We start from the raw sequence: 17925 nt of genomic DNA on the forward strand, positions 1-17925 counted from the left end.
GTACGACTGCCGGCCGGCGCGCGAGGCGGGCCCCGCGCGGGGTGGAGGTGAAACGCATCCCGAGGAGTGCGGCCGGGGCGGCCGAGTTCTCTCAGCCGTCCCCGTGGGGCTTGTCGATCCACGCTTACCGCAGATCCTCCAGAAGAAGATCCAGAGACGACTCCTCATGCAGGACTACACACAAACCCTCCATGGCTGGGGCGAGTTCGGGGTCCCACAGGGCCTCGACCGGAGCTCCGCCGAGGGTCAGTTGCGGCGCTCCCTGCACCCGGGTGCGCGCAGCGAGGTACTCGTAGTCGGCGGCGGACATGCGCCAGGGCGTCATCGCCTCGTACCGGCCCATGACCCGGTTCGCCAGGGCGACACCCGGCCAGTCGAAGTCGCCGTGGTACGCGAACACGCAGCCGGACGCGGCCAGTGCGTCCAAGAGCGTGAGGACGACCGTCGTCGCGCTCCCCGAGGTACAGATCAACGGCGCCCCGCAGCCGCTGTCCGCCGCCGCCTCCACCACGCGTGGGTTCTCGCAGACGTGGATGCGGGTGTGGGCCGGCAACTCCAACTGGAGTGTGCGTAGTTCGCGCAGCGTCAGGTGGGTCTCCATGTGGTTGTCGGCGCGTTGCCTGAGGGCCGTCTCCTGCCAGGTGCCGCCCGTCGGGCGCAGACCGTACGTGAGCACCGTGCTGGAGACCTCGTCGGGGGTGACCGAGGCCATCCGCCACAGCGCCCGCCGTCCCGGTGCGTCCGCGGGGAAGTCGACGCCCCGGGCCAGGGCGATGCCGCGCAGGACCAGGCGGGAGAGCAGCGTGCCGTCGTCCAGGCCGTGGGCCGAGCCGGTGGTGCGCGTGGCCAGTTCGCCGCGGCCCCAGGTGGCGGGGGTGGGGTCGGCTCCCGTGCCGGGGAAAAGGGTCGCGAGGGTCTGGGCGGCCTGGGTGACGGTGGTGAGCGCGGTGGCGGGCGGCTGGCGGGTGAGGGTGCCGCCTCGTCGTAGCTCGGCCAGCCACTGGCCGGCCCACGGCTGGTCCGACAGAGGTGTGGCTGCCAGGGCCGCTTCCGCCGTGGCCCACAGGCGGGTGCGTTCGGCCGTCGCCGCGTCGCGGGCCGCTCGGCGGTCGGTGAGCGGTGGGCCCAGTGCCGCCAGGGTCGCGGTCAGGCCTCGTGCGAGCGCGCTGCGGCGCAGGCGGGCGTCCAGGTCCGGCAGGCGGATCGTGGCGGCGGGGCCGGTGACCGGTCTGGCCAGGAGGAGGGAGAGGGCTTCGCGCTCCTGTGCGTCCAGGTGCTGGAGCCTGATCGTGCCGGCCGGCTGCAGGCCGTTGCGCTCCAGTCGCGCTCGTACGGCCGTCCAGAGGCGGGTGAGGCCCGGTCGGGTCAGGAATGCCAGGGCCTCGGCGTCCGGCGGACGGTCCGGTGGACGTTCGGCGGCTGGTTCGCGGCTCGTCATACCGACACCAGCCTGCGCTGCCGCCCGTTCCAGGTGTAGTGCAGCGTCGCGACCCCGCGTACGTGCGGGTCGCGCAGGCACTCGTAGATGTGCAGGGACGGTACGTCGGGCCAGTTGCCGATCAGGCGTTCGCTGGTGAGGACGAAGTCCAGGTCGAGGTCGACAAGGATGCGGCCCAGGCGGGCGTGGGTGGGCTCGTCGACCTTGGCGAAGGCGTCGTCCAGGAGGATCAGGCGAGGGGCGTGCGGGGCAGTCCCGGCCAGGCTGGTGAAGTGGGCCGCCGCTGCCGCGAACAGCACCAGGTACGACAGGACGCGCTGCTCGCCCTGGCTCAGCCCGGTACGGCCGGAGAGCTTGCGGCGGCTGCCCGGCGCGGCATCGTTCACCACCCAGGGCGTGAAGGTGAACCAGTCGCGGTAGTCGAGGGCCGTACGCAGATGGGCCGCGTAGCCCGCGCCGGGGTCGGCGCGGCGGGCGTCCTCGATGCGGCGCTGGAGTACGTCGCGCAGGTGCTCCGACTGCTCGCGCGTGCGCAGGCCGGAGGGGCTGCGCAGCAGGTCGACGGCCGCCTTGACGTCGGCCTCCACCCCCTCGGTGAGCTTCCAGTCGAGGACCACGCCGAGGCCGTGCGAGGTGCGGACCGTGGACAGGGTGGTGTTCAGGGCCGCCACCAGGGCTCCCGCGGCCAGGACCTGGGACGACAGGTGGTCACCCAGCTCGCCCGTGAGGAAGCGCTGGAACACCTCGCGTTCGCGTTCCGTCAGGCGCTCGCGGGCCTCGGCCGCCTGGGAGGCGATGCGCTCGCCGACGGCGGCGATGTCGTGCGGGCCGTGGTCGTCGACCAGGCGGCACATCTTGATGCCGTCGTGCTCCTCGATCGTGGCGTCGTAACCTCCGGAGAGCTGGTCGCGCAGCTCGGTGTGGCGGTTGAGGAGGGCGGTGTCCGACAGGTCGTGGCGTGCCGCGTCCAGGCGGCCCCCGACCGCCTCGACCAGAAGGCTCAGAGCCCTTACGCCGTCCGTGCCGCCGCGTACGGCGTCCGCCTCCGCCGCGTCCTCACCTGCCTCCCCGGCTCCTCGTACCTCGCCGGCATCGAACCCCGCTCCCCTGATCACCCCCGGAAACGACAGCGCCGTACGCAGTCGCCTGCCGCTCGCGAGCGCCTCGCCCTGCTGGGCGGCCAGTGCCTCGCGCCTGCCCCGCTCGTCCTCCTCCGCGCGCACGCGTTCGTCGTGTGTGGCGCTCATGTCCCGCTGCGTGCCGGGCCGTTGACGCCTTACGGCCTCGAGACGGCGCTTGGCCTCGTCCTCGCGGGCGAGGATCTCCTGCTCGGACGCGCCCAGGGCCTCCTCCAGGCCTCGGACCATACGGCGGGCGGCGTCCAGGCGGGCGAGGTGCTCGGCGTAGTCCGAATCAGCTTCCCGACGGGACGTGAGCGCGCGCTCGTAGCCCTCGCGGGCCCGGCGGTGGCCGTCGAGGACGGGGCCGACCGCCCGCAGCCCGCGGCGCAGGCGTTCCGCGCCCGTACCGAGCCGGTCCAGGGCGAGACGTACCGAGTCGAGGGCGGCCCGGTCGACCGGGAGGTCATGGGCGCTCGCGTTCGCCTCGGTCTCGCGCCGGGCGGCCACCGCGCGGGCACGCGCCTGCTCCGCCTCGCGGGCGGCCGTGGACGCCTGACCGGCCAGGACCTGCGCGGTGCGCTCGGCCTCGGCCGTGCGGGCCCAGGCGTCGGTCAGTCCCCGCGCGGCGGGCGGACGGCTCAGTGTCTCGGTCACCTGTGTGCGGTGCTCGGTCAGGATCCGCAGCGCTCGCTCCTGCTCCCCCAGCTCCTCGTGTACGGCGGTGAGTCGACGGGCGAGTCCGGCCAGCGCCCGGCGGCGGGTCTCGGCGCGTACCTCCGCGCCGACGTACTCGGCGGTCTCCTTGATGTGGCGGCCGCGGGCAACGCCCAGCCTCCAGGAGCCGTCGGTGCCGATCGCGGAGTCCGCCGCCGCTTCCGTCGTCCCTTGCGCGACCAGGGCCACCGACCGCAGCACGCTGCCGGTCCGAGCGGCCGTGACCCCGCTGCCCGGCGCCTCCACCGGGTTGAGCACGTCGGCGAGTGTGGGCCCCGCAGGCGCATCGCCCGGAACGAGGAGGGTGTCCCGGGTAGCGGGATCCCGGACCGTGCCGTCGGCGCACACCCACGCGTCGAGAAGGCCGCTCGCCTCGAGCGCGGCTTCCAGGCCCGCCCGAAGCTGCGGCTCCACGCCCTCGGCGAAGTCCACGAGCCGGTACAGAGGTGCGCCGCTGCCGGGCTCGCGAGGTGCGGTGCGGTGGGGCGGCGACGGAGGCTGGGGGTCGGTTCGGCGCTCCCAGTCGTCTCGCTCCCGCCGCAGCCGGTCCCGCTCTGCGGCCAGTTCGCGGATCGTGACGGCGCGTGCGTCGCGCTGTTCGTTCAGCTCCGCCAGCCACGGGTCCAGGGCCGAGCGGGCGACATCCGCAACCTCGTCCGGGACGTGCGCGGGCAGTGGCTCCTCCGTCGCGTCATGCGCGACGAGGGCGTGCACGCCGTCCAGGGACACGCCGGTCAGGCCGCGCAGTTGCTCGGTCCAGCCCTGTACGACGTCGGCGTAGGCCTCCCCCTCGCGGGCCGTCTCCTCCCGTCGGCGTCCCGCCCTCGCGCGCGCCTCTTCGGCCTGCTCCTCCAGGCGCTCCCGGGCCGCATCGGCCTCGTGAGCCTCGCGCAGGGTCCGGTCCGACTCCTCGACGAGGGCGACCAGTTCCGTCACGGCTCGGGCGCGGCTTCTGATGACGGGCCCCGCGGTGTCCAGTTGGGCGTCCCAGGCGTGCAGGGCCGTGGCACAGGCTTCCGTGTCGGCAGCCAGAACCTCGGTGTGGCCGATGACGTGGAAGTCGCCGTCCGGGGATGCCAGTTGCGTCTGGGTGGCGGTCTCGACCGGCGTGACGGTGGCCGTGGGCGGCTCGCCCACGTGCGCGTGGTCGAGCCCGGACCGCTCCGCCGCTCTCAGCAGTTCGTGCTGAGCAGTGGCAAGTTCGGTCAGTTCCTGAACGATTCGTCCGGCCTCGTCGGTGAGGCGCCGCCCCGCCTCCTCCTGACCGCCGAGGGCCTGACGCAGTGCCTTGAACGCGGTCGTCGCGGCGCTGTGCAGGGCGGTCACGGTGGCGCGTTTCTCGGCCAGTTCCTTCAGGCTGCGGTAGGCCGCGCTGCCGTGGAGGGCGGCGAGGTCCGTCTCGGCGGCTTCCGCCTCCGCCGTGAGCGCGTCGAGGCGGGCGGTGAGTTCCTCCTCGCGGACGCGAAGGGCCGTCGCCTTCTTCGCCGCCTCGGCCGCTGCCGCGCGGTGCTCCGCCAGCCGTTCCAGTTCCCCGCTGACCTGGTCCGTGCGGCGACGCAGCGCTCCGTGCAGGTAGCCGCGGTAGCCGGTGAGGAAGGTGCGCAGTGCCGTGTCCGTCCGCTCCAGACGGCCGAGGTCGGTCCGCACCGCGTCCAGGTCGTCGAGGCTCCGGGCCACCTTCTCCACGATCTCGTCGTCGAGCGCGGGAAGCGTCTCCGCGAGGACGGAGACCAGGCCGCCGGAGTCGATGCGGTCGCCGATGGTCGGGCGGCGCAGCCGGTGCAGGAGGTGGAGGAGGTTGCGGTAGCGGGCCGGGTCGGTGAGGCCGAACAGGTCGCGGGCGACGCGGGCCCGGTGCTCGACGGCGCGCTCGGTGACGTTCTCCGGGCCGACGAGCGACTTGAGCCGGTCGACGGGGAGCGGCTGGCCGGCCGGGGTGAGGTGGAGCTCCTCACCCACCCTCAGCGGTGTGACGAAGAAGAACGGCTTCGCCGCCTTGGCCGACTGGGATGCGCGGATGGCTGCGCCGACAGTGAGGTGGTGGTCGTTCCCGTCCTCGTCGGTTCGTGCGAACTCCACCCACAGGTGGCCGAGCCTGTTGGTCTGCTCGAAGCCGTCGAGCATCAGCCAGAGGAGCGTGGTCCGGCCGGTCCCCGTGGCGTCGAGGGCGCGGGCGTCGCCGTCGAGAAGGTAGGGCAGCAGCATCTCCAGGGCCTTGGACTTGCCCGCGCCGTTCTTGCCGCGCAGCAGCAGGCGGCCGTCACCGAAGGAGAACTCCTGCTGGTCGTACTGCCAGACGTTCCGGATGCCGGCGCGGTGCAGGCGGTAGCGATGGGGGCTCGTCCGAGGGCCGTTCACCGGTGCTGCTCCTTGGGTTGTTCGGGCGTGCCTGGGGTCCCGTCGTCCTCCGTGCGCCGCTTGACGGCCACCGTGGTGGCGAACCGGGCGGCCGCGGCGAGCAGCACCCAGCCGCTCGTGGAGTCCGTGCGGTCCTGCCCGCGGGCAGCGGAGACGCCCGTGACGGACCGGCCCTCAGGTGCCGCCTCCCCGTAGCCCTCGGGAAGACCGTGACCGTCGGCGCGCACCGGGGCGATCGGCGCCATCAGGCGCATACGGACGAGGACGTCGAGGACGGCGGCCAGCAGCCCGTCCCGGTCGTCCAGGAGGCCGCGTTGCCAGTTGCTGCGTCGGCCGTACTCCTCGATCAGCTCGTCGAGCAGTTCCGGCAGCAGCCCGTCCGGGACGGGTACGCCGATGATCAGTCGCCCGCCGACCGCGGGGTGGCCGGGGTCCTCCGGGCGGAGTCTGTCGACCAGCCGCTCCACCAGCAGCAGTGCGGCCTGGGCGACGGTGCCGGTGCCGGGCAGATGCAGGTCGGTGAGTTCGTCGTCCGGATCGACCAGGGCGATGCCCTCGGCGCGGATCTCGGCCTCGAGACCCAGCAGTTCGGAGAAGGCCTGCGACTCGCGTCGCTGACGTGTGCGCAACCACTCGCGTTCGGCCTCGGTGAGGTCGTCGAGATGGACCACGGGAGTCTCGACGAGGCGTCTGCGCACGTAGGTGCGCGGGCCGCCGAAGCCGGGGTCGGCGGCACGGCGGACGAGGTCGGCGCCGTCGCGGCTCTGGGCGAGTGGGCCGGCGACGATCGCGCGGGCGATCTCGCGGTCCACGGTCAGCAGCGCCTCGCCGTCCCGCTCCTCGGCGACCGCCGAGACATGGCCCTCCGTCTCCACCAGAACGCCCCAGTCGACGAGCTGGCGGAGGGCCGCGGCGAGTGTGCGCCGTTCGGACTGCCGTCCGGTGTCGTCGATCTCGATCCCGGCGTCGACGGCCGCGGCCCTGAGGTCGGCGACGAGCTGGGAGAGCAGCAGCTGTTCCGGGGCGGTGACGAGGACCGAGAGGGCGAGGGCCAGGTACGCGTACGTCCGTGGGGTGAACGGCGTGCCGGTGGACGGCCGCTGAAGGCGGTGGCCCGAGCCGGGGCCGAGGCCCGCCTTGAACAGACGGGCGTACGACGCCTCGACGAGAAGGCGGTAGCCGAACACCTGCTGGAAGCGCTGGGCGAGCCAGTCGGCGTGGCGCCGGATGAGCGGGAACGTGTCGCCGTGTGGGCCGGTGCTGGTGACCAGGGGGTGGGCGAGAAGCAGCCGGGCGGCGGCGCGACGCTCGGCGGCGAGTGCGACGTCGTACGCGGAGGGCAGGGGCATCAGGCGCTCGCCTCCTCTGCGGCATCGACGGACGCGGCGGAGTCCCTCTCGACGACGAGGGTGAGGTCGTCCGCCGTCATGTCGCGGTGTGGGCCGGTGCTGGTGACCAGGGGGTGGGCGAGAAGCAGCCGGGCGGCGGCGCGACGCTCGGCGGCGAGTGCGACGTCGTACGCGGAGGGCAGGGGCATCAGGCGCTCGCCTCCTCTGCGGCATCGACGGACGCGGCGGAGTCGCTCTCGACGACGAGGGTGAGGTCGTCCGCCGTCATGTCGCCGTCCAGGGAACGCAGGAGCGTGTGCCGGCCCGGAGTACGCCATGCGGTCAGCCGGATGCCGAGATCCGCGTCCCTCGCCCGGGCGCCGTCCAGCGAGAAGTCGTCGGCGTCCTGGTGCAGCTGGGCGTTGCCGAGGGCGGAGGTGAGAAGTTCCAGCAGCAGGCGCATGGCCGCGGAACTGAGCCTGACCTGGTCGAAGCGGCCGGACGCGCTGCGCAGTTCGCCTGCCGCGGCCTGCCGTGCCTCGGCCTGTTCCCGTGCCTGCTCCATCAGGCGGCGCTTCTGCTCGCTGTGGTCCTCGACCGCCGCGGGTCGCCCGCGCGGAGCCCGGCTGCCCCGCTCGCGCAACGCCACCGGAACGTCCACGACGGGCCCGGTCCACCAGCTCACGTACGCCGGTACGGGCTGGTCGGGGTCCGGCGCCACCCCCAGGTGCCGCGCTCCGTACAGCCCGAAGGCGGCGACCGCGATGTCGTGGGCCTCCTCCGGCTCCGCGGCGTCGAACCAGGCCGCGAGCCTGAGCAGGTCCTTGCGGCGGGACATCTCGCCGGACGCCGATCGCAGCATCCGCTTGGCGTTGGCGAGGAGGGACTGCAGGGCACGCAGGGTCGCGTCCCTGAGCTGGTCCACCTGGCTGCCGTGTCCGCCGGTGTCGGCGAACCAGTCGCGCAGCCCCTCCCAGTCCGCCAGGTCCCGGCCCCGGCTGCGCTGGACGCGTGTCTCGGGCAGACCGTCGGCGAGCGCTCCGAGGCCGGTCGCGTGCGTGTCGATGCGGGACAGCAGCGTGGGCAGGTGGGGCCAGATCGAGCGCAGGTGGGCGGCGATGCGCGGGGCGTGGAAGGAGACGTCCTCGGTGATCGCCTCCACGTAGTCGAGCAGCAGCTCCTTGAAGCCCTGATACTCGGCTCCGTCGAGGTCGTAGCGGGCGAGCACCTGGCCCAGGTAGGCGTAGAAGTCCCGTACTGACTCGGCGAATGCGGCGAACTGCACGAACAGCGTGCTGATGCGCTCCAGCGCCCGCTGCGGGTCCGCGCCGCCGGGCGCCGCGACCATGTCGGCGATCTCGCGCAGCCCCCGGTCGACGAGTGTGAGCAGCTCGCTGCTGACCTCACGCGCGGCGTCCGCTCCGGCCAGCACCTCGTCCGCGTCACGCTGCACACGCTCGCCCGGTTTGGACAGCTGGTAGCGGGACCGGGAGCGCTGGTACTCGGCGATGCTCGTCGCCCTGACGGTGTGGGTGCTGCGCAACAGATTGCCCCAGCGCACGAGCTGTTCGAGCCTGGCGGTGAGCGTCTCGGCGTCGAGAGACTCCCTCGACCCGCCCGCCTGTGCCAGCTTGGCGAGCACGTCGGGTACGGCCAGATCCGCGAGCAGCGTCCCGCAGAACACCCGCATCACCGCGACGTACTCCAGGCGCTCGGGGGCGCTGAGGTAGGCGTAGGCGCTGAGTCGCTGCCACGCGTCGGCGTCGCTGTCTTCAACGGGCGGTTCTTCCCGCGGTCCTTCGTACAGTTCGTCCCCCTCCATACCGCCGAGCGTACGGACCGCCACTGACACTTTGGAGGAAGTCGGGGAAAACCAGCCGCTCACGACGTACGACATGGGACGCGGAGTCGGAGCAGGCGGACGCCTCGCGCCGAGCCGTCAGTACCGGATCTCGATGAATCGCCCTTCCGCGTCCACCTCACGAGCCTCGGGAATCCGGCCCGCGATGCCCAGCGCGATCCTGTGGGCCGACCAGGCCGCGGCAGCGGCGTCAAGAATGTCGTCCGCAGGAACGCCGTCCGCCTCGCCGAGCTCGTCCGGCAGCGGGAGCCCGGCCGCGGCCAGAAGGTGGCGGCGCACGTTCTGGCCACGCCAGGTCTTCTTGGAGTGGGCGAGCGGCACGCCGCCGGCCAGGGCAGGGAAGGACACTTCGGGGTGCACCTCGTGGATCCGCTCATCGGCAAGCCTGCAGGCCCGGGCTTCGAGAAGCTTCGGGGCCAGTGCCCACGCCTGTCGGCTGAGCCGCTGACCCGTGAGCTCCTGGCACCGATCGCCGGCTGCCGCGTAGTCCGACTCGAGCCAGGCCGGCCTCGGTGCCACGAGAAAGACACTGCTGCGCCGCGCCCCCAGCAGCGCCCTCGCCTCGAGATCCGCAGCCCGCCATCCCTTTTCGACCAGGCCGAGGGGCATGTCCACGGCGATCGCTTGCACCCCGGCGGCACGCTCGATCAACGCGTCGAGCCGGACATCGACCAGGCTGCCCGCGTATGCACCGTCGGCGAGCGCGATGCCGATCCATCCCTGCTTGCCGCAGGCATCGACCCCCAGGACATCCATCCCGCCTCGCCTCTCGCGCCGCGTCCGAGGGCGGAGCCCGATGGTGAGCAGGGGCGCGAGCGCCCCGGTGGCAGACGAGCCGGGCTGTACGCCGGGGAGAGTCATCGCAGGGCTATGACGTGCACAGATAGGCGTAATGTCCACCAGCGTGGCACCTTGACGGCTACGCAAGCGCGGATGCGTCCCGTCTCCTCCGCAGAGGCAAGTCCCTGCCCCGGTACCAAACCGTCCAGCAGAGCTGTGTCGCTTCTGGGGCAGTCGGTCCGCAGCGTCCAAACCTCACTGAGTAGGGCGCAGGCCCTCGTCGGCGTGCAGTTCGGGCCACGATCAGCTGCTGGAGCCTGGTCATGGTCATTGAACCGTTCCGGGTTCGGTAGAGATCTCAGAAGTTGGGTGTGACCTGAGGTTTCGTGGTTGCGAGGTAGTGGTTGTTCTCGTATTCGACCGGTGGGACGTGGCCTATCTCACCGTGGAGTCGCCGGTGGTTGTACCAGTCGACGTACTCGGCGGTGGCGAGTCGACGTCGGACAGCGTCTTCCACGGCCGCCTGGGCTTGATCAGTTCGGTCTTGAACAGGCCGATCGTGCTCTCCATCAGGGCGTTGTCGTAGGCGTCGCCCACCGATCCGATGGAAGCGGCGATGCCGGCGGCCTCCAGGTGGTCGGCGAGCCGGAAACTCGTGTATTGCGATCCGGCATCCGAGTGATGTATCAACTCGCCTGCCCGAACGGGGTGTTGGTCAAGGTCGCGTTGCCACAATGCCATCTCCAGGGCGTCCAGCACGAAGACCGTTTCCTTCACGGTGGCTGCGGACCAGCCGACGATCCGGCGGGAGAAGGTGTCCACGCCGAAGGCGACGTAGACGACACCTGCCCAGGTCTTCACGTGGGTGAAGTCCGCGACCCAGCACCGGTTCGGGGCGCCGGCGACGAAATCACGATCGACGAGGTCCGGGGCCCGGTCGGCCTGGCCGCCGGACGGCGTGGTGATCACGCGCCGGCCGCGGACGGCGCCGGTGATGCCGAGCTCGCGCATCAGGCGTTCGACGGTGCAGCGGGCCACCGCGTGACCCTGCCGGTTCAGCTCCCGCCAGATCTTCCTCGCGCCGTAAACTCGGTAGTTGGCCTCGAAGACCTCGCCGATGTGCTCCTTCAGCTCGGCGTCCCGCACGGTCCTGGCGGACGGCGTGACCTGTCGTTTGTGGTGAGCGTAGTAGGTGGCAGGGGCGATCTTGCAGTCGTGTGCGCTCAGCACGCGGCAGATCGGCTCGACCCCGCCGAAGCGGTTCCGGTGCTCGTCGATGAAGGCTACGAGCGCGTGTGTGGCCGGTCGAGCTCGGCCGCGAAGAAAGACGCCGCGGCCTTGAGGATTTCGTTCGCCCGCCTGAGCTCGGCGTTCTCCTTCTTCAGCCGCTTCAGCTCGGCCGACTCCTCGGTCGTGGTGCCCGGCCGGGTGCCGGCGTCGATCTGGTCCTGCCGGACCCACTTGCGCAGCGTCTCGGTCGTGCCGATCCCGAGCTTGGACGCGACCGCTTTCATCGCGGCCCACTCGGTGTCGTAGTCGGGCCGCACCTCGGCGACCATCCGCACCGCACGACGGCGCAACTCAAGCGGGTAAGGGAAGGACGTGCCATGACTCGATCCTCTCAAATGATCGAGTCCCTACCGAACCCGGAACGGTTCACTGGGAGTATGGGCGGGTGAGTGCTGACGTGTTGGGCCGCTGGGTGCCGGATCGTCCCGAAGATGTGGCCGCGGTCTTCGCCAAGGCGGACTTCCCGTGGTGGATCGCCGGTGGCTACGCGATCGAACTCGCGGTCGGCCGCGAGCTGCGCGCACATGGCGATCTCGACGTCCTCTTCCTTCGGCGTGACCAAGACCGCGTACGGGATCTTCTCACCGGCTGGGACCTGTACGTGGCGGACCCACCCGGCAAAGGGGAGTTGCGACCGTGGCGTCCTGGCGAGGTCCTTCGGCCTCCGCTCCACGACATCTGGTGCCGGCGCAAGCCGGAGGCGCCCTGGTCCGTGCAGCTCATGCTGGACGAGGCCGAGGGCGCTCAGTGGGTCTCGCGGCGCCACCCCGCGATCCGCCTCCCGATCGACCGGCTCGGGCGGACGAGCAAGGCGGGTATCCCGTATCTCGCGCCCGAGGTGCAGCTCTTCTACAAGGCGAAGGCGACCCGGGAGAAGGACGAGATCGACTTCGAAGCGGTACTGCCGCTGCTGGATGCTCCGGCACGCTCCTGGCTGGCAGACGCGATTAGGGTGGTCGTGCCCAGCCACCCCTGGCTCCGCCGGCTACTACCGGTCAGCCGAACGTGAGCAGCGGTACGTCGTAGAGGTCGGGGTTCCGGGGCCGGGTCATGGTGGGCGACGTGACCTCCACGATCAGCAGCTCGCTGAGGAACTGGACCTTGGCGCTGAGGAGATGGCTCGTCCTGCCGTCGGCCGACTGGGCCTTCAAGCCGGCGGAAACGTGGATGTGCGGAAGTATCCCGCCGGTGGCCGGGTCGTGGGCGAGCGTGCCCGCGCCGAACGCCTCGACGTTGGTCACGTACGTCTTCGCCCAGACCGGTGCGTCCGGGTCCGCGAGCTTCTCGCAGGCACCCACGATCTCGGCCTCCGCGAAGGCCCCGATGAACGAGGGGATGTAGCCCTGCCGTACGCCGTTGTCCCGGCAGAAGGTGGACAGCGCCTCGAAGAAGTCCTCCCCGTGGTCGAAGGTGACGCCGAAGGTACGGCCGACGGTCAGCTCGTGAGAACGCATGCGCGGGTCTCCTGATGAGGTGGGATCAGCGGGCGCAGGCGGTGGTGAAGGTCTCGCGGACCGTCGCTCCGTCGGCGCCCTGGGCGAGCAGAGCGTGCAGGAGGAGCCGCGCCTGGTACGGGCCGAGGTCTCCGGCACCGATGAGCCCGCGACCGAGGAGGTCCTTCTCGGAGCCGGGGAAGCCGTACGTGTCGGACAGGACGGGTCCGTTGCCGATGCGGGAGGCGAGGACCACGGGGATGCGGGACGCGAGCTTGGTGAGCCCTTCGACGAGACGCTCCGGGACGTGGCCCACGCCGAAGGCCGCGACCACGAGCCCGTCGCAGTTGCCGTCCCACAGGTCGAGCAGGGCTCCGTCGTCGCCGAGGGTGACGGTGTAGAGCCCGACGCGCGCCTCACGGTCGGGGGCGCCGACCAGCGGTCCACGGGACGGCAGGCCGCCCATCCTTCGCACCCGGTTCTCCGCGATCCGCGCGATCGGGCCGCACGCCGGTGAGGTGAACGCGGCGGGGCTCGTGGTGTGGGACTTGCGGACGGTCCGGGCCGAATGGACCTCGTCGCCGAGTACGACGAGGCAACCGGCGCCACGCAGGCCGGGGTCGGCGGCGGCCAGGACAGCAGCGTGAATGTTGGCCGGGCCGTCAGCGCCAGGAAGGGTGGGATTGCGCATCGCGCCGGTGACGACGACCGGCTGCTCGTGGCCGTGGTAGAGGTCGAGGAGGAAGGCGGTCTCCTCGATGGTGTCGGTGCCCTGGGTGACGACGACTCCGTCGACGTCCCCGGTCTCCAGCTCCGCCGTGATCGCGGCGGACAGTGCGGTGAGGTCCTCGAAGGTCAGTGAGGCGCCGGGCAGACGCCGGAAGTCCCGGACCTTGAGGCCGATGCCCCTCGTGGCCAGGGCGGGTACCGCGGCGAGGAGTTCGTGGGCCGAGAGCGCGGGTACGACGCCTCCGGTGGTGGGATCGGTGGTCATGGCGATCGTGCCGCCGAGGGAGAAGACCGCCACGTTCCTGACCGACTCCGTCATGTCCCCTGCTCCCCTGTCCGGACGCCGCCGAGCGCGGCCTCGCGAGTGGTTCAGGCAGGCTATCGGGTCGGCGACGCCGTCCGGGTACTCGGAATGATCATCAGCTGCTCGGCCACGAACCGGCAGGCTGCCTCCAGCCCTTCGAGGCCGAGCAACCGGCTGCGCGGCCAGGCCACCCGCTCCGTACCGGCCGCCGACAACTGTGCGCACCGGCGACCGAGCCAGGAGGTGTCGAGGCCGAGATACTCCGCCGTCGCCGCAAGGCGCTGTCCAGCCTGCTCGGCCGCTGTGGCCGAGTGGTGGCTGACGTGGCCGGTCACATCGGCGAACGTCCGCAGGGCTCCCGGCCGCGCGGTGACCGCGAGGTGGGACGCCCCCTCGGTCCGTACCCAAGAGGCGATGACAGCGCGGCGCCCGGGAGAGAGGGCGAAACCGTCAGTGTGCGCGAAGCCTCCGTCGTCGGTCACCCAGGTGCGGATGCCGAAGGACTCCATGAGCGCGATGGCGAGGAACAGCAGAACGCGCTCGTACGCCGGCGAGGCGGCGACCGCCGCCTCGGGGACGCAGAACCCCCGGCCGCTGGTACCGCCAGTACGCCGGGGTGTCATTCGTTCGAGGTAGCGGTACTTGTGCCGGAAGAACAGCCATGTGGCGGCCTCCTCCCCGCGCTGTTCCCTGGTCCAGAAGACGGGTGCGTCGCCAAGGTGGTCATGGTGGCCCAGGATGTACCGGGCGGCGGTCTCCGAGCCGATCAGCATCCGGGAGACTTCGGTCAGGCCCTGGTCGGAGGCAGCTGGTGAGCCTGGGGAAACAGTGAGCGACGCCAGCGATGTGTACAGGGCTTGGTCGTCGCCGAGCAGTGCCGCCTCGAAGCCGGACACGGCCCAGAGGATGCCGTAGGTCAGGTCGTCCAGTTCGTACGCGGCGGGGATGTCGACCGGGGTGGAGGCGGTGGCGCGTACGCCGCTCGGTCGGGCGTCGGTGACGAACTGCCGGACCGCCCCGTCCACCGTGCGGTTCGCGACGACGAGCGCGCGCATCGGCATGGTGCGCCAGGCATCCAGCTCCGGGCGGGAGTCGAGCCTCAGGCTGTCCCCGAGGAAGGAGGCCGCGGGAAGCGTCAGCACAGGAAGCGCCGTCGTCGGGACGGACCGGCCGGCGGGTAAAAGAAGCTGGCCCGGGCCTTCGGGCAGCGCCGCGTACCCACGGGCTCCGGTACCCGCCTTTTCCGGTCGACCCGTGGAGTCCGGGACGTGCGGATCGGCCGTGGGCAGGAGCCCGAGCAGCTCCTCCGGAACTCCCAGCGCATCGGTCCACTGGACGAACTGCCGTCGGTCGCGGATCTGCTTGAGCCCGCGTTCCAGCCTGCTGACCTCGGCCTGGTCGATGCGGACCATCCGCGCCACGCCGGCCTGGGAGAGGCCCGTGTGCTTCCTGAACAGCTTGACGACGGTACCGAGTTCCCATGCGGCCACGGCTCGCCGGACCGTCGGATCACGCCAGAATGCCGGGTCCGCCCGTCGGACGGTCGGCCCGTCCTGGCACGAGGCGCATCGTGTACCGGCGTTGAAGCGGCTGAGAAGGGCACCGCAACGCGTACACCGCCGCTGTCCGCTGTCGACCGTGGTCGGCATTCTCCCTCGCTGTGCGATCACCCGGACACGTTCCGCTGATGGGGCTCATAAACACTCATAGGCGTGGGCCTGCGTGGCGGCCATCGTGGTGGAGCACCGCCGACCGGAGCCGCGTGCCGCGACTCCCCGGACGTGAGGATCCGACCCGTGACCTCCCTGACCCTGCCACCCCGGCCTCCCGGTTCGCCGCCGCTCGCCCATGCCTGGCAGACGCTGGCGGACGGGCTGCTGACCCAGCGGCTCCACCTCCATCTCGACGAATGGCGGGCTGCCGTCGCCGAGGAGAAGGCGCTGCCGGACGTGCCGGGCGCCGATGTCTCCATGCTGGCCCAGCGCCCGTCTCCGCTGCTGGCAAGCGACGAGTCCGCGAGGGCGCTGCTGGAGGACGCCGGGCTCCGCTTCTGGTGGGAGCTGCCCCAGCGGCACGGAGCGGAGTCGCGGAACCAGTGCGGGGCACTTCACCGCGCCGCCGACACCGCTGCCCAGAATGTCCTCGCCGGACAGCCCGGGGCTGCCTGGTCCGACGCAATGCACGCCGGCAGCGCCGCCGCCGCGTGGTGGGTGGGCTTCTTCGCGGTCATCCGCCACCGCGGGGTACACCACATCACGCTGGAACCGCACCCGGGCCCGCTCCATGAGCGGGCCCTGGGCACGGCCGTGGGCGTCGTGGCCCACGGCATGGCCACGCGGGTGCTGGAGACGGCGCTGCGCGACTCCGACGACGACCCGGCCCTCCGCGCCGCGTACTGCCGCGCCATCGAGGCCGGCGTCTGCGGCGAGCCCGAGCTGCCCAGCCTCGTGGACGAGTTGGCGGAGCTCCGGCTCGTGGACCTGGTGTCCACCACGGCCCGCTGGCGAGGCCGATTCACCAAGTACGCCGGCGGCACCGGGGCGGGGCAGGTCGAATGAACCACCGTTATCCGTTCATCGTCATCGAAGGACTCGACGGCACCGGCAAGACGACGCTGCGCAAGGGCCTGTTCCGGCTCTGGGAGGGGCTCTACGGCGTCACCCCGCTGTGCGTGCTCACCACCAACTTCCTCGCCGCCGACCACGCCGCTGCCATCGTCAACGGCAAGTACCAGCCGAACGCCGGGAACCGTGACGCCTACCTGTCCGCGATCGCGGCGGACAAGCGGGCCACGCTGGATCGCCTCGTGCTTCCCCAGCGACCGGCCCGGCCCGTGATCGCGGATCGCTGGCTCCTCAGCGAGCTGGCCTTCTTCGCCGTGAAGCACGGCATGAGGGCGCCGGAGACGTACGGGGCGCTGGCCGCGCACCTCACCGTGGCCCCGGATCTCACGCTCGTCCTGGACCTGGAGACCGACGCCTCAATGAGCCGGGCGCAGGCCCGACAGGGGGACGCCGTCCGGGCCGACTGGGACGTGCACGACGTCCAGAGCAGGGTTCGCGAGACCTACGAGGCCGTGGTCACGAAGCCCGACGAGTTCCCGCTCCTCGGCGACGTGGTCCGCCTGGACGCCCGCCGGGCCAGGTCCGAGGTGCTGCTTACCGCCTGGGACGTACTGCGCGAACGGCAGCTGGTGCCGTCGCTCGCCGCCCACGCGGAAGGAGGAGAGACCCATGGCTGACGGCACGAACACGACGCGTCTGCGCCAGGCCCTCGACGACAGCGAGCGGAAGCACCCGCTCCTTGCGATCGGTGCGGTGAACGCGCTCGCCGCGCACGTCGCGGCGGAAGCGGGCTTCGACGCCCTGTGGGTGAGCGGTCTGGAGGTGTCCGCTGCCTCCGGGCTGCCGGACGCCAACGTCCTGGGCCCCCGGGATCTGTCCGACGTGGTCGCCTCGCTCGGCCGTGTCACCGAACTGCCTGTCGTCGTGGACATCGACAACGCGGGTGGCTCGGGGCGCACGGCGGAGCGGTTCGCGTACGACCTGATGCGCGCGGGAGCCGCGGCCGTGTGTGTCGAGGACAGCGCGTACCCGAAGTGCAACAGCTTCGCCGCCCACCGTACCCAGAGCCTCGCCGACCGGGACCTGCTGTGCGAGCAGGTGGGGCGCATACGGAAAACCGCCGGTGACGGCCTCGTGGTCGTGGACCGCACCGAGGCCCTGATCGCCGGCGCGGACATGACCACGGCGATCGCCCGCGCCGAGGCATACGCCGGGGCCGGAGCGGATGCGATCCTCATCCACTCCAAGGACGCGACCGGTGACCAGGCGCGGACCATCGGACGTGCGTGGAGCCACGTCGTGCCGCTGGTCAGCGTGCCCACGGCGTTCCCCGACCTGAGCGCCGCCGAACTCGGCGAGGCCGGCTTCCGCCTCTGCATCTACGCGAACCAGCTCAGCCGTGCCGCCCTCGCGGGTATGCGCACCGCCGCCCGTCAGTTCCGGCGCGGAGGGAGCTTCCGCTCCACCGTCGCGGGGTCCCTCGCGGAGGTCGGCGACCTGATGCGCGTCGGCGAACCGGAGGCGCTGTCGTGCCTCTGACGCCCGAACTGCCTCGGATCAGTGTCTCCGTGAAGGCGGCGATCGTGCGTAACGGCGCTGTCCTGCTGCTGTCGTACGACGACGATGCCGGGTTCCACTACAACCTCCCGGGCGGCAAGGCCCAGGTCGGCGAGGACCTGCGCCAGGCCGTGAACCGAAAGGTCGCGCAGGAGACCGGCCTCCAGGTCGTGGCCCGGCGTCTGCTGTGCGTCGTCGAGTACGTCCCCGAGTCGTGGCAGGGCGAGTTTGGGGACGTACAGAAAATTCAGTTCAACTTCCTCGCCGAGCAGGTGGACGACGCCGAGCCGCACATGCCGGAACCGCCGGACCCCATCCAGGTGGGCTTCGAGTGGGTTCCGCTGGAACGTCTGAATGACGTGTACCTGCTGCCCCGGATCAACCGCCCGCTGTCGGCAGCGTTGAGCGGGGAACTCGCCGACACCTTCGTGGACAGGTGGTGACCTTC

14 protein-coding genes and 1 pseudogene are annotated in these 17925 nt (G+C 71.6%); 5 read left to right on the forward strand and 10 right to left on the reverse strand.

From position 1 onward, the window contains the following. Positions 1-124: 124 nt before the first annotated feature. From IPT68_RS10885 to IPT68_RS10915, 7 genes and pseudogenes are all read right to left on the reverse strand, one after another. Positions 125-1438 carry a TIGR02679 family protein gene (locus IPT68_RS10885; RefSeq protein WP_189696852.1) on the reverse strand — a complete coding sequence of 438 codons (1314 nt, stop codon included), beginning with the start codon at positions 1436-1438 and terminating at the stop codon, positions 125-127. Further along, positions 1435-5631, reverse strand: a complete 4197-nt coding sequence (locus IPT68_RS10890) for a TIGR02680 family protein (protein ID WP_189696851.1) — start codon at positions 5629-5631, stop codon at positions 1435-1437. Before IPT68_RS10890 ends, IPT68_RS10885 begins: the two co-directional genes overlap by 4 nt. Continuing rightward, positions 5628-6980 (reverse strand): TIGR02678 family protein, encoded by a 1353-nt coding sequence (locus IPT68_RS10895; protein WP_189696850.1) that lies wholly within the window; start codon positions 6978-6980, stop codon positions 5628-5630. The genes IPT68_RS10890 and IPT68_RS10895 overlap by 4 nt, the downstream gene beginning before the upstream one ends. Beyond that, complete coding sequence (locus IPT68_RS10900) at positions 6980-7168, reverse strand: hypothetical protein (protein WP_189696849.1); 189 nt, start codon at positions 7166-7168, stop codon at positions 6980-6982. The genes IPT68_RS10895 and IPT68_RS10900 overlap by 1 nt, the downstream gene beginning before the upstream one ends. Further along, positions 7168-8781, reverse strand: a complete 1614-nt coding sequence (locus IPT68_RS10905) for a TIGR02677 family protein (protein ID WP_189696848.1) — start codon at positions 8779-8781, stop codon at positions 7168-7170. The genes IPT68_RS10900 and IPT68_RS10905 overlap by 1 nt, the downstream gene beginning before the upstream one ends. A 117-nt stretch (positions 8782-8898) precedes the next feature. Next, the gene (locus IPT68_RS10910) at positions 8899-9576 is read right to left on the reverse strand and encodes a DUF429 domain-containing protein (protein ID WP_189696847.1); all 678 of its coding nucleotides are present in this window, start codon (positions 9574-9576) and stop codon (positions 8899-8901) included. 382 nt (positions 9577-9958) lie between these two features. Next, positions 9959-11159 (reverse strand): annotated as a pseudogene (locus IPT68_RS10915) (IS3 family transposase). Positions 11160-11275: 116 nt separating this feature from the next. On the opposite strand from IPT68_RS10915, the gene IPT68_RS10920 reads away from it, so the two are divergent. Next, positions 11276-11899 (forward strand): nucleotidyltransferase domain-containing protein, encoded by a 624-nt coding sequence (locus tag IPT68_RS10920; RefSeq protein WP_189696846.1) that lies wholly within the window; start codon positions 11276-11278, stop codon positions 11897-11899. Here the strand turns inward: IPT68_RS10920 and IPT68_RS10925 are convergent. The 3 genes from IPT68_RS10925 to IPT68_RS10935 are packed head-to-tail and all read right to left on the reverse strand — an operon-like array spanning position 11886 to position 14846. Further along, on the reverse strand, positions 11886-12344 hold the full coding sequence (locus tag IPT68_RS10925; RefSeq protein ID WP_189696845.1) for a PPC domain-containing DNA-binding protein: 459 nt from the start codon (positions 12342-12344) through the stop codon (positions 11886-11888). The genes IPT68_RS10920 and IPT68_RS10925 overlap by 14 nt on opposite strands. Positions 12345-12369: 25 nt before the next feature. Further along, positions 12370-13371, reverse strand: a complete 1002-nt coding sequence (locus tag IPT68_RS10930) for an asparaginase (RefSeq protein ID WP_189696844.1) — start codon at positions 13369-13371, stop codon at positions 12370-12372. 59 nt (positions 13372-13430) lie between these two features. After that, positions 13431-14846: a helix-turn-helix domain-containing protein gene (locus IPT68_RS10935; protein WP_189696843.1), complete on the reverse strand. Its 1416-nt coding sequence runs from the start codon at positions 14844-14846 to the stop codon at positions 13431-13433. Positions 14847-15152: 306 nt separating this feature from the next. On the opposite strand from IPT68_RS10935, the gene IPT68_RS10940 reads away from it, so the two are divergent. From IPT68_RS10940 to IPT68_RS10955, 4 genes are read left to right on the forward strand one after another with little or no spacing between them, the layout of a single operon-like run. After that, entirely contained in the window at positions 15153-15914 is a 762-nt protein-coding gene (locus IPT68_RS10940; protein WP_189696842.1) for a hypothetical protein, read from the forward strand. Next, complete coding sequence (locus IPT68_RS10945) at positions 15911-16597, forward strand: dTMP kinase (RefSeq protein ID WP_189696841.1); 687 nt, start codon at positions 15911-15913, stop codon at positions 16595-16597. The genes IPT68_RS10940 and IPT68_RS10945 overlap by 4 nt, the downstream gene beginning before the upstream one ends. Further along, the gene (locus tag IPT68_RS10950) at positions 16590-17459 is read left to right on the forward strand and encodes an isocitrate lyase/phosphoenolpyruvate mutase family protein (RefSeq protein WP_189696840.1); all 870 of its coding nucleotides are present in this window, start codon (positions 16590-16592) and stop codon (positions 17457-17459) included. The genes IPT68_RS10945 and IPT68_RS10950 overlap by 8 nt, the downstream gene beginning before the upstream one ends. Continuing rightward, complete coding sequence (locus IPT68_RS10955; RefSeq protein ID WP_189696839.1) at positions 17450-17920, forward strand: NUDIX domain-containing protein; 471 nt, start codon at positions 17450-17452, stop codon at positions 17918-17920. The genes IPT68_RS10950 and IPT68_RS10955 overlap by 10 nt, the downstream gene beginning before the upstream one ends. The last annotated feature ends 5 nt before the right edge of the window (positions 17921-17925 follow it).

The organism is Streptomyces chromofuscus, from assembly GCF_015160875.1.
Taxonomy (GTDB): Bacteria; Actinomycetota; Actinomycetes; order Streptomycetales; family Streptomycetaceae; genus Streptomyces; species Streptomyces chromofuscus.

What these genes read in the sequence shown, in the direction of transcription:
- IPT68_RS10945 (WP_189696841.1), top strand. Translation starts at nt 15,911, where the DNA reads ATGAACCACCGTTATCCGTTCATCGTCATCGAAGGACTCGACGGCACC.
- IPT68_RS10900 (WP_189696849.1), bottom strand. Translation starts at nt 7,168, where the DNA reads ATGCCCCTGCCCTCCGCGTACGACGTCGCACTCGCCGCCGAGCGTCGC.
- IPT68_RS10910 (WP_189696847.1), bottom strand. Translation starts at nt 9,576, where the DNA reads ATGGATGTCCTGGGGGTCGATGCCTGCGGCAAGCAGGGATGGATCGGC.
- IPT68_RS10895 (WP_189696850.1), bottom strand. Translation starts at nt 6,980, where the DNA reads ATGCCCCTGCCCTCCGCGTACGACGTCGCACTCGCCGCCGAGCGTCGC.
- IPT68_RS10905 (WP_189696848.1), bottom strand. Translation starts at nt 8,781, where the DNA reads ATGGAGGGGGACGAACTGTACGAAGGACCGCGGGAAGAACCGCCCGTT.
- IPT68_RS10925 (WP_189696845.1), bottom strand. Translation starts at nt 12,344, where the DNA reads ATGCGTTCTCACGAGCTGACCGTCGGCCGTACCTTCGGCGTCACCTTC.
- IPT68_RS10950 (WP_189696840.1), top strand. Translation starts at nt 16,590, where the DNA reads ATGGCTGACGGCACGAACACGACGCGTCTGCGCCAGGCCCTCGACGAC.
- IPT68_RS10885 (WP_189696852.1), bottom strand. Translation starts at nt 1,438, where the DNA reads ATGACGAGCCGCGAACCAGCCGCCGAACGTCCACCGGACCGTCCGCCG.
- IPT68_RS10930 (WP_189696844.1), bottom strand. Translation starts at nt 13,371, where the DNA reads ATGACGGAGTCGGTCAGGAACGTGGCGGTCTTCTCCCTCGGCGGCACG.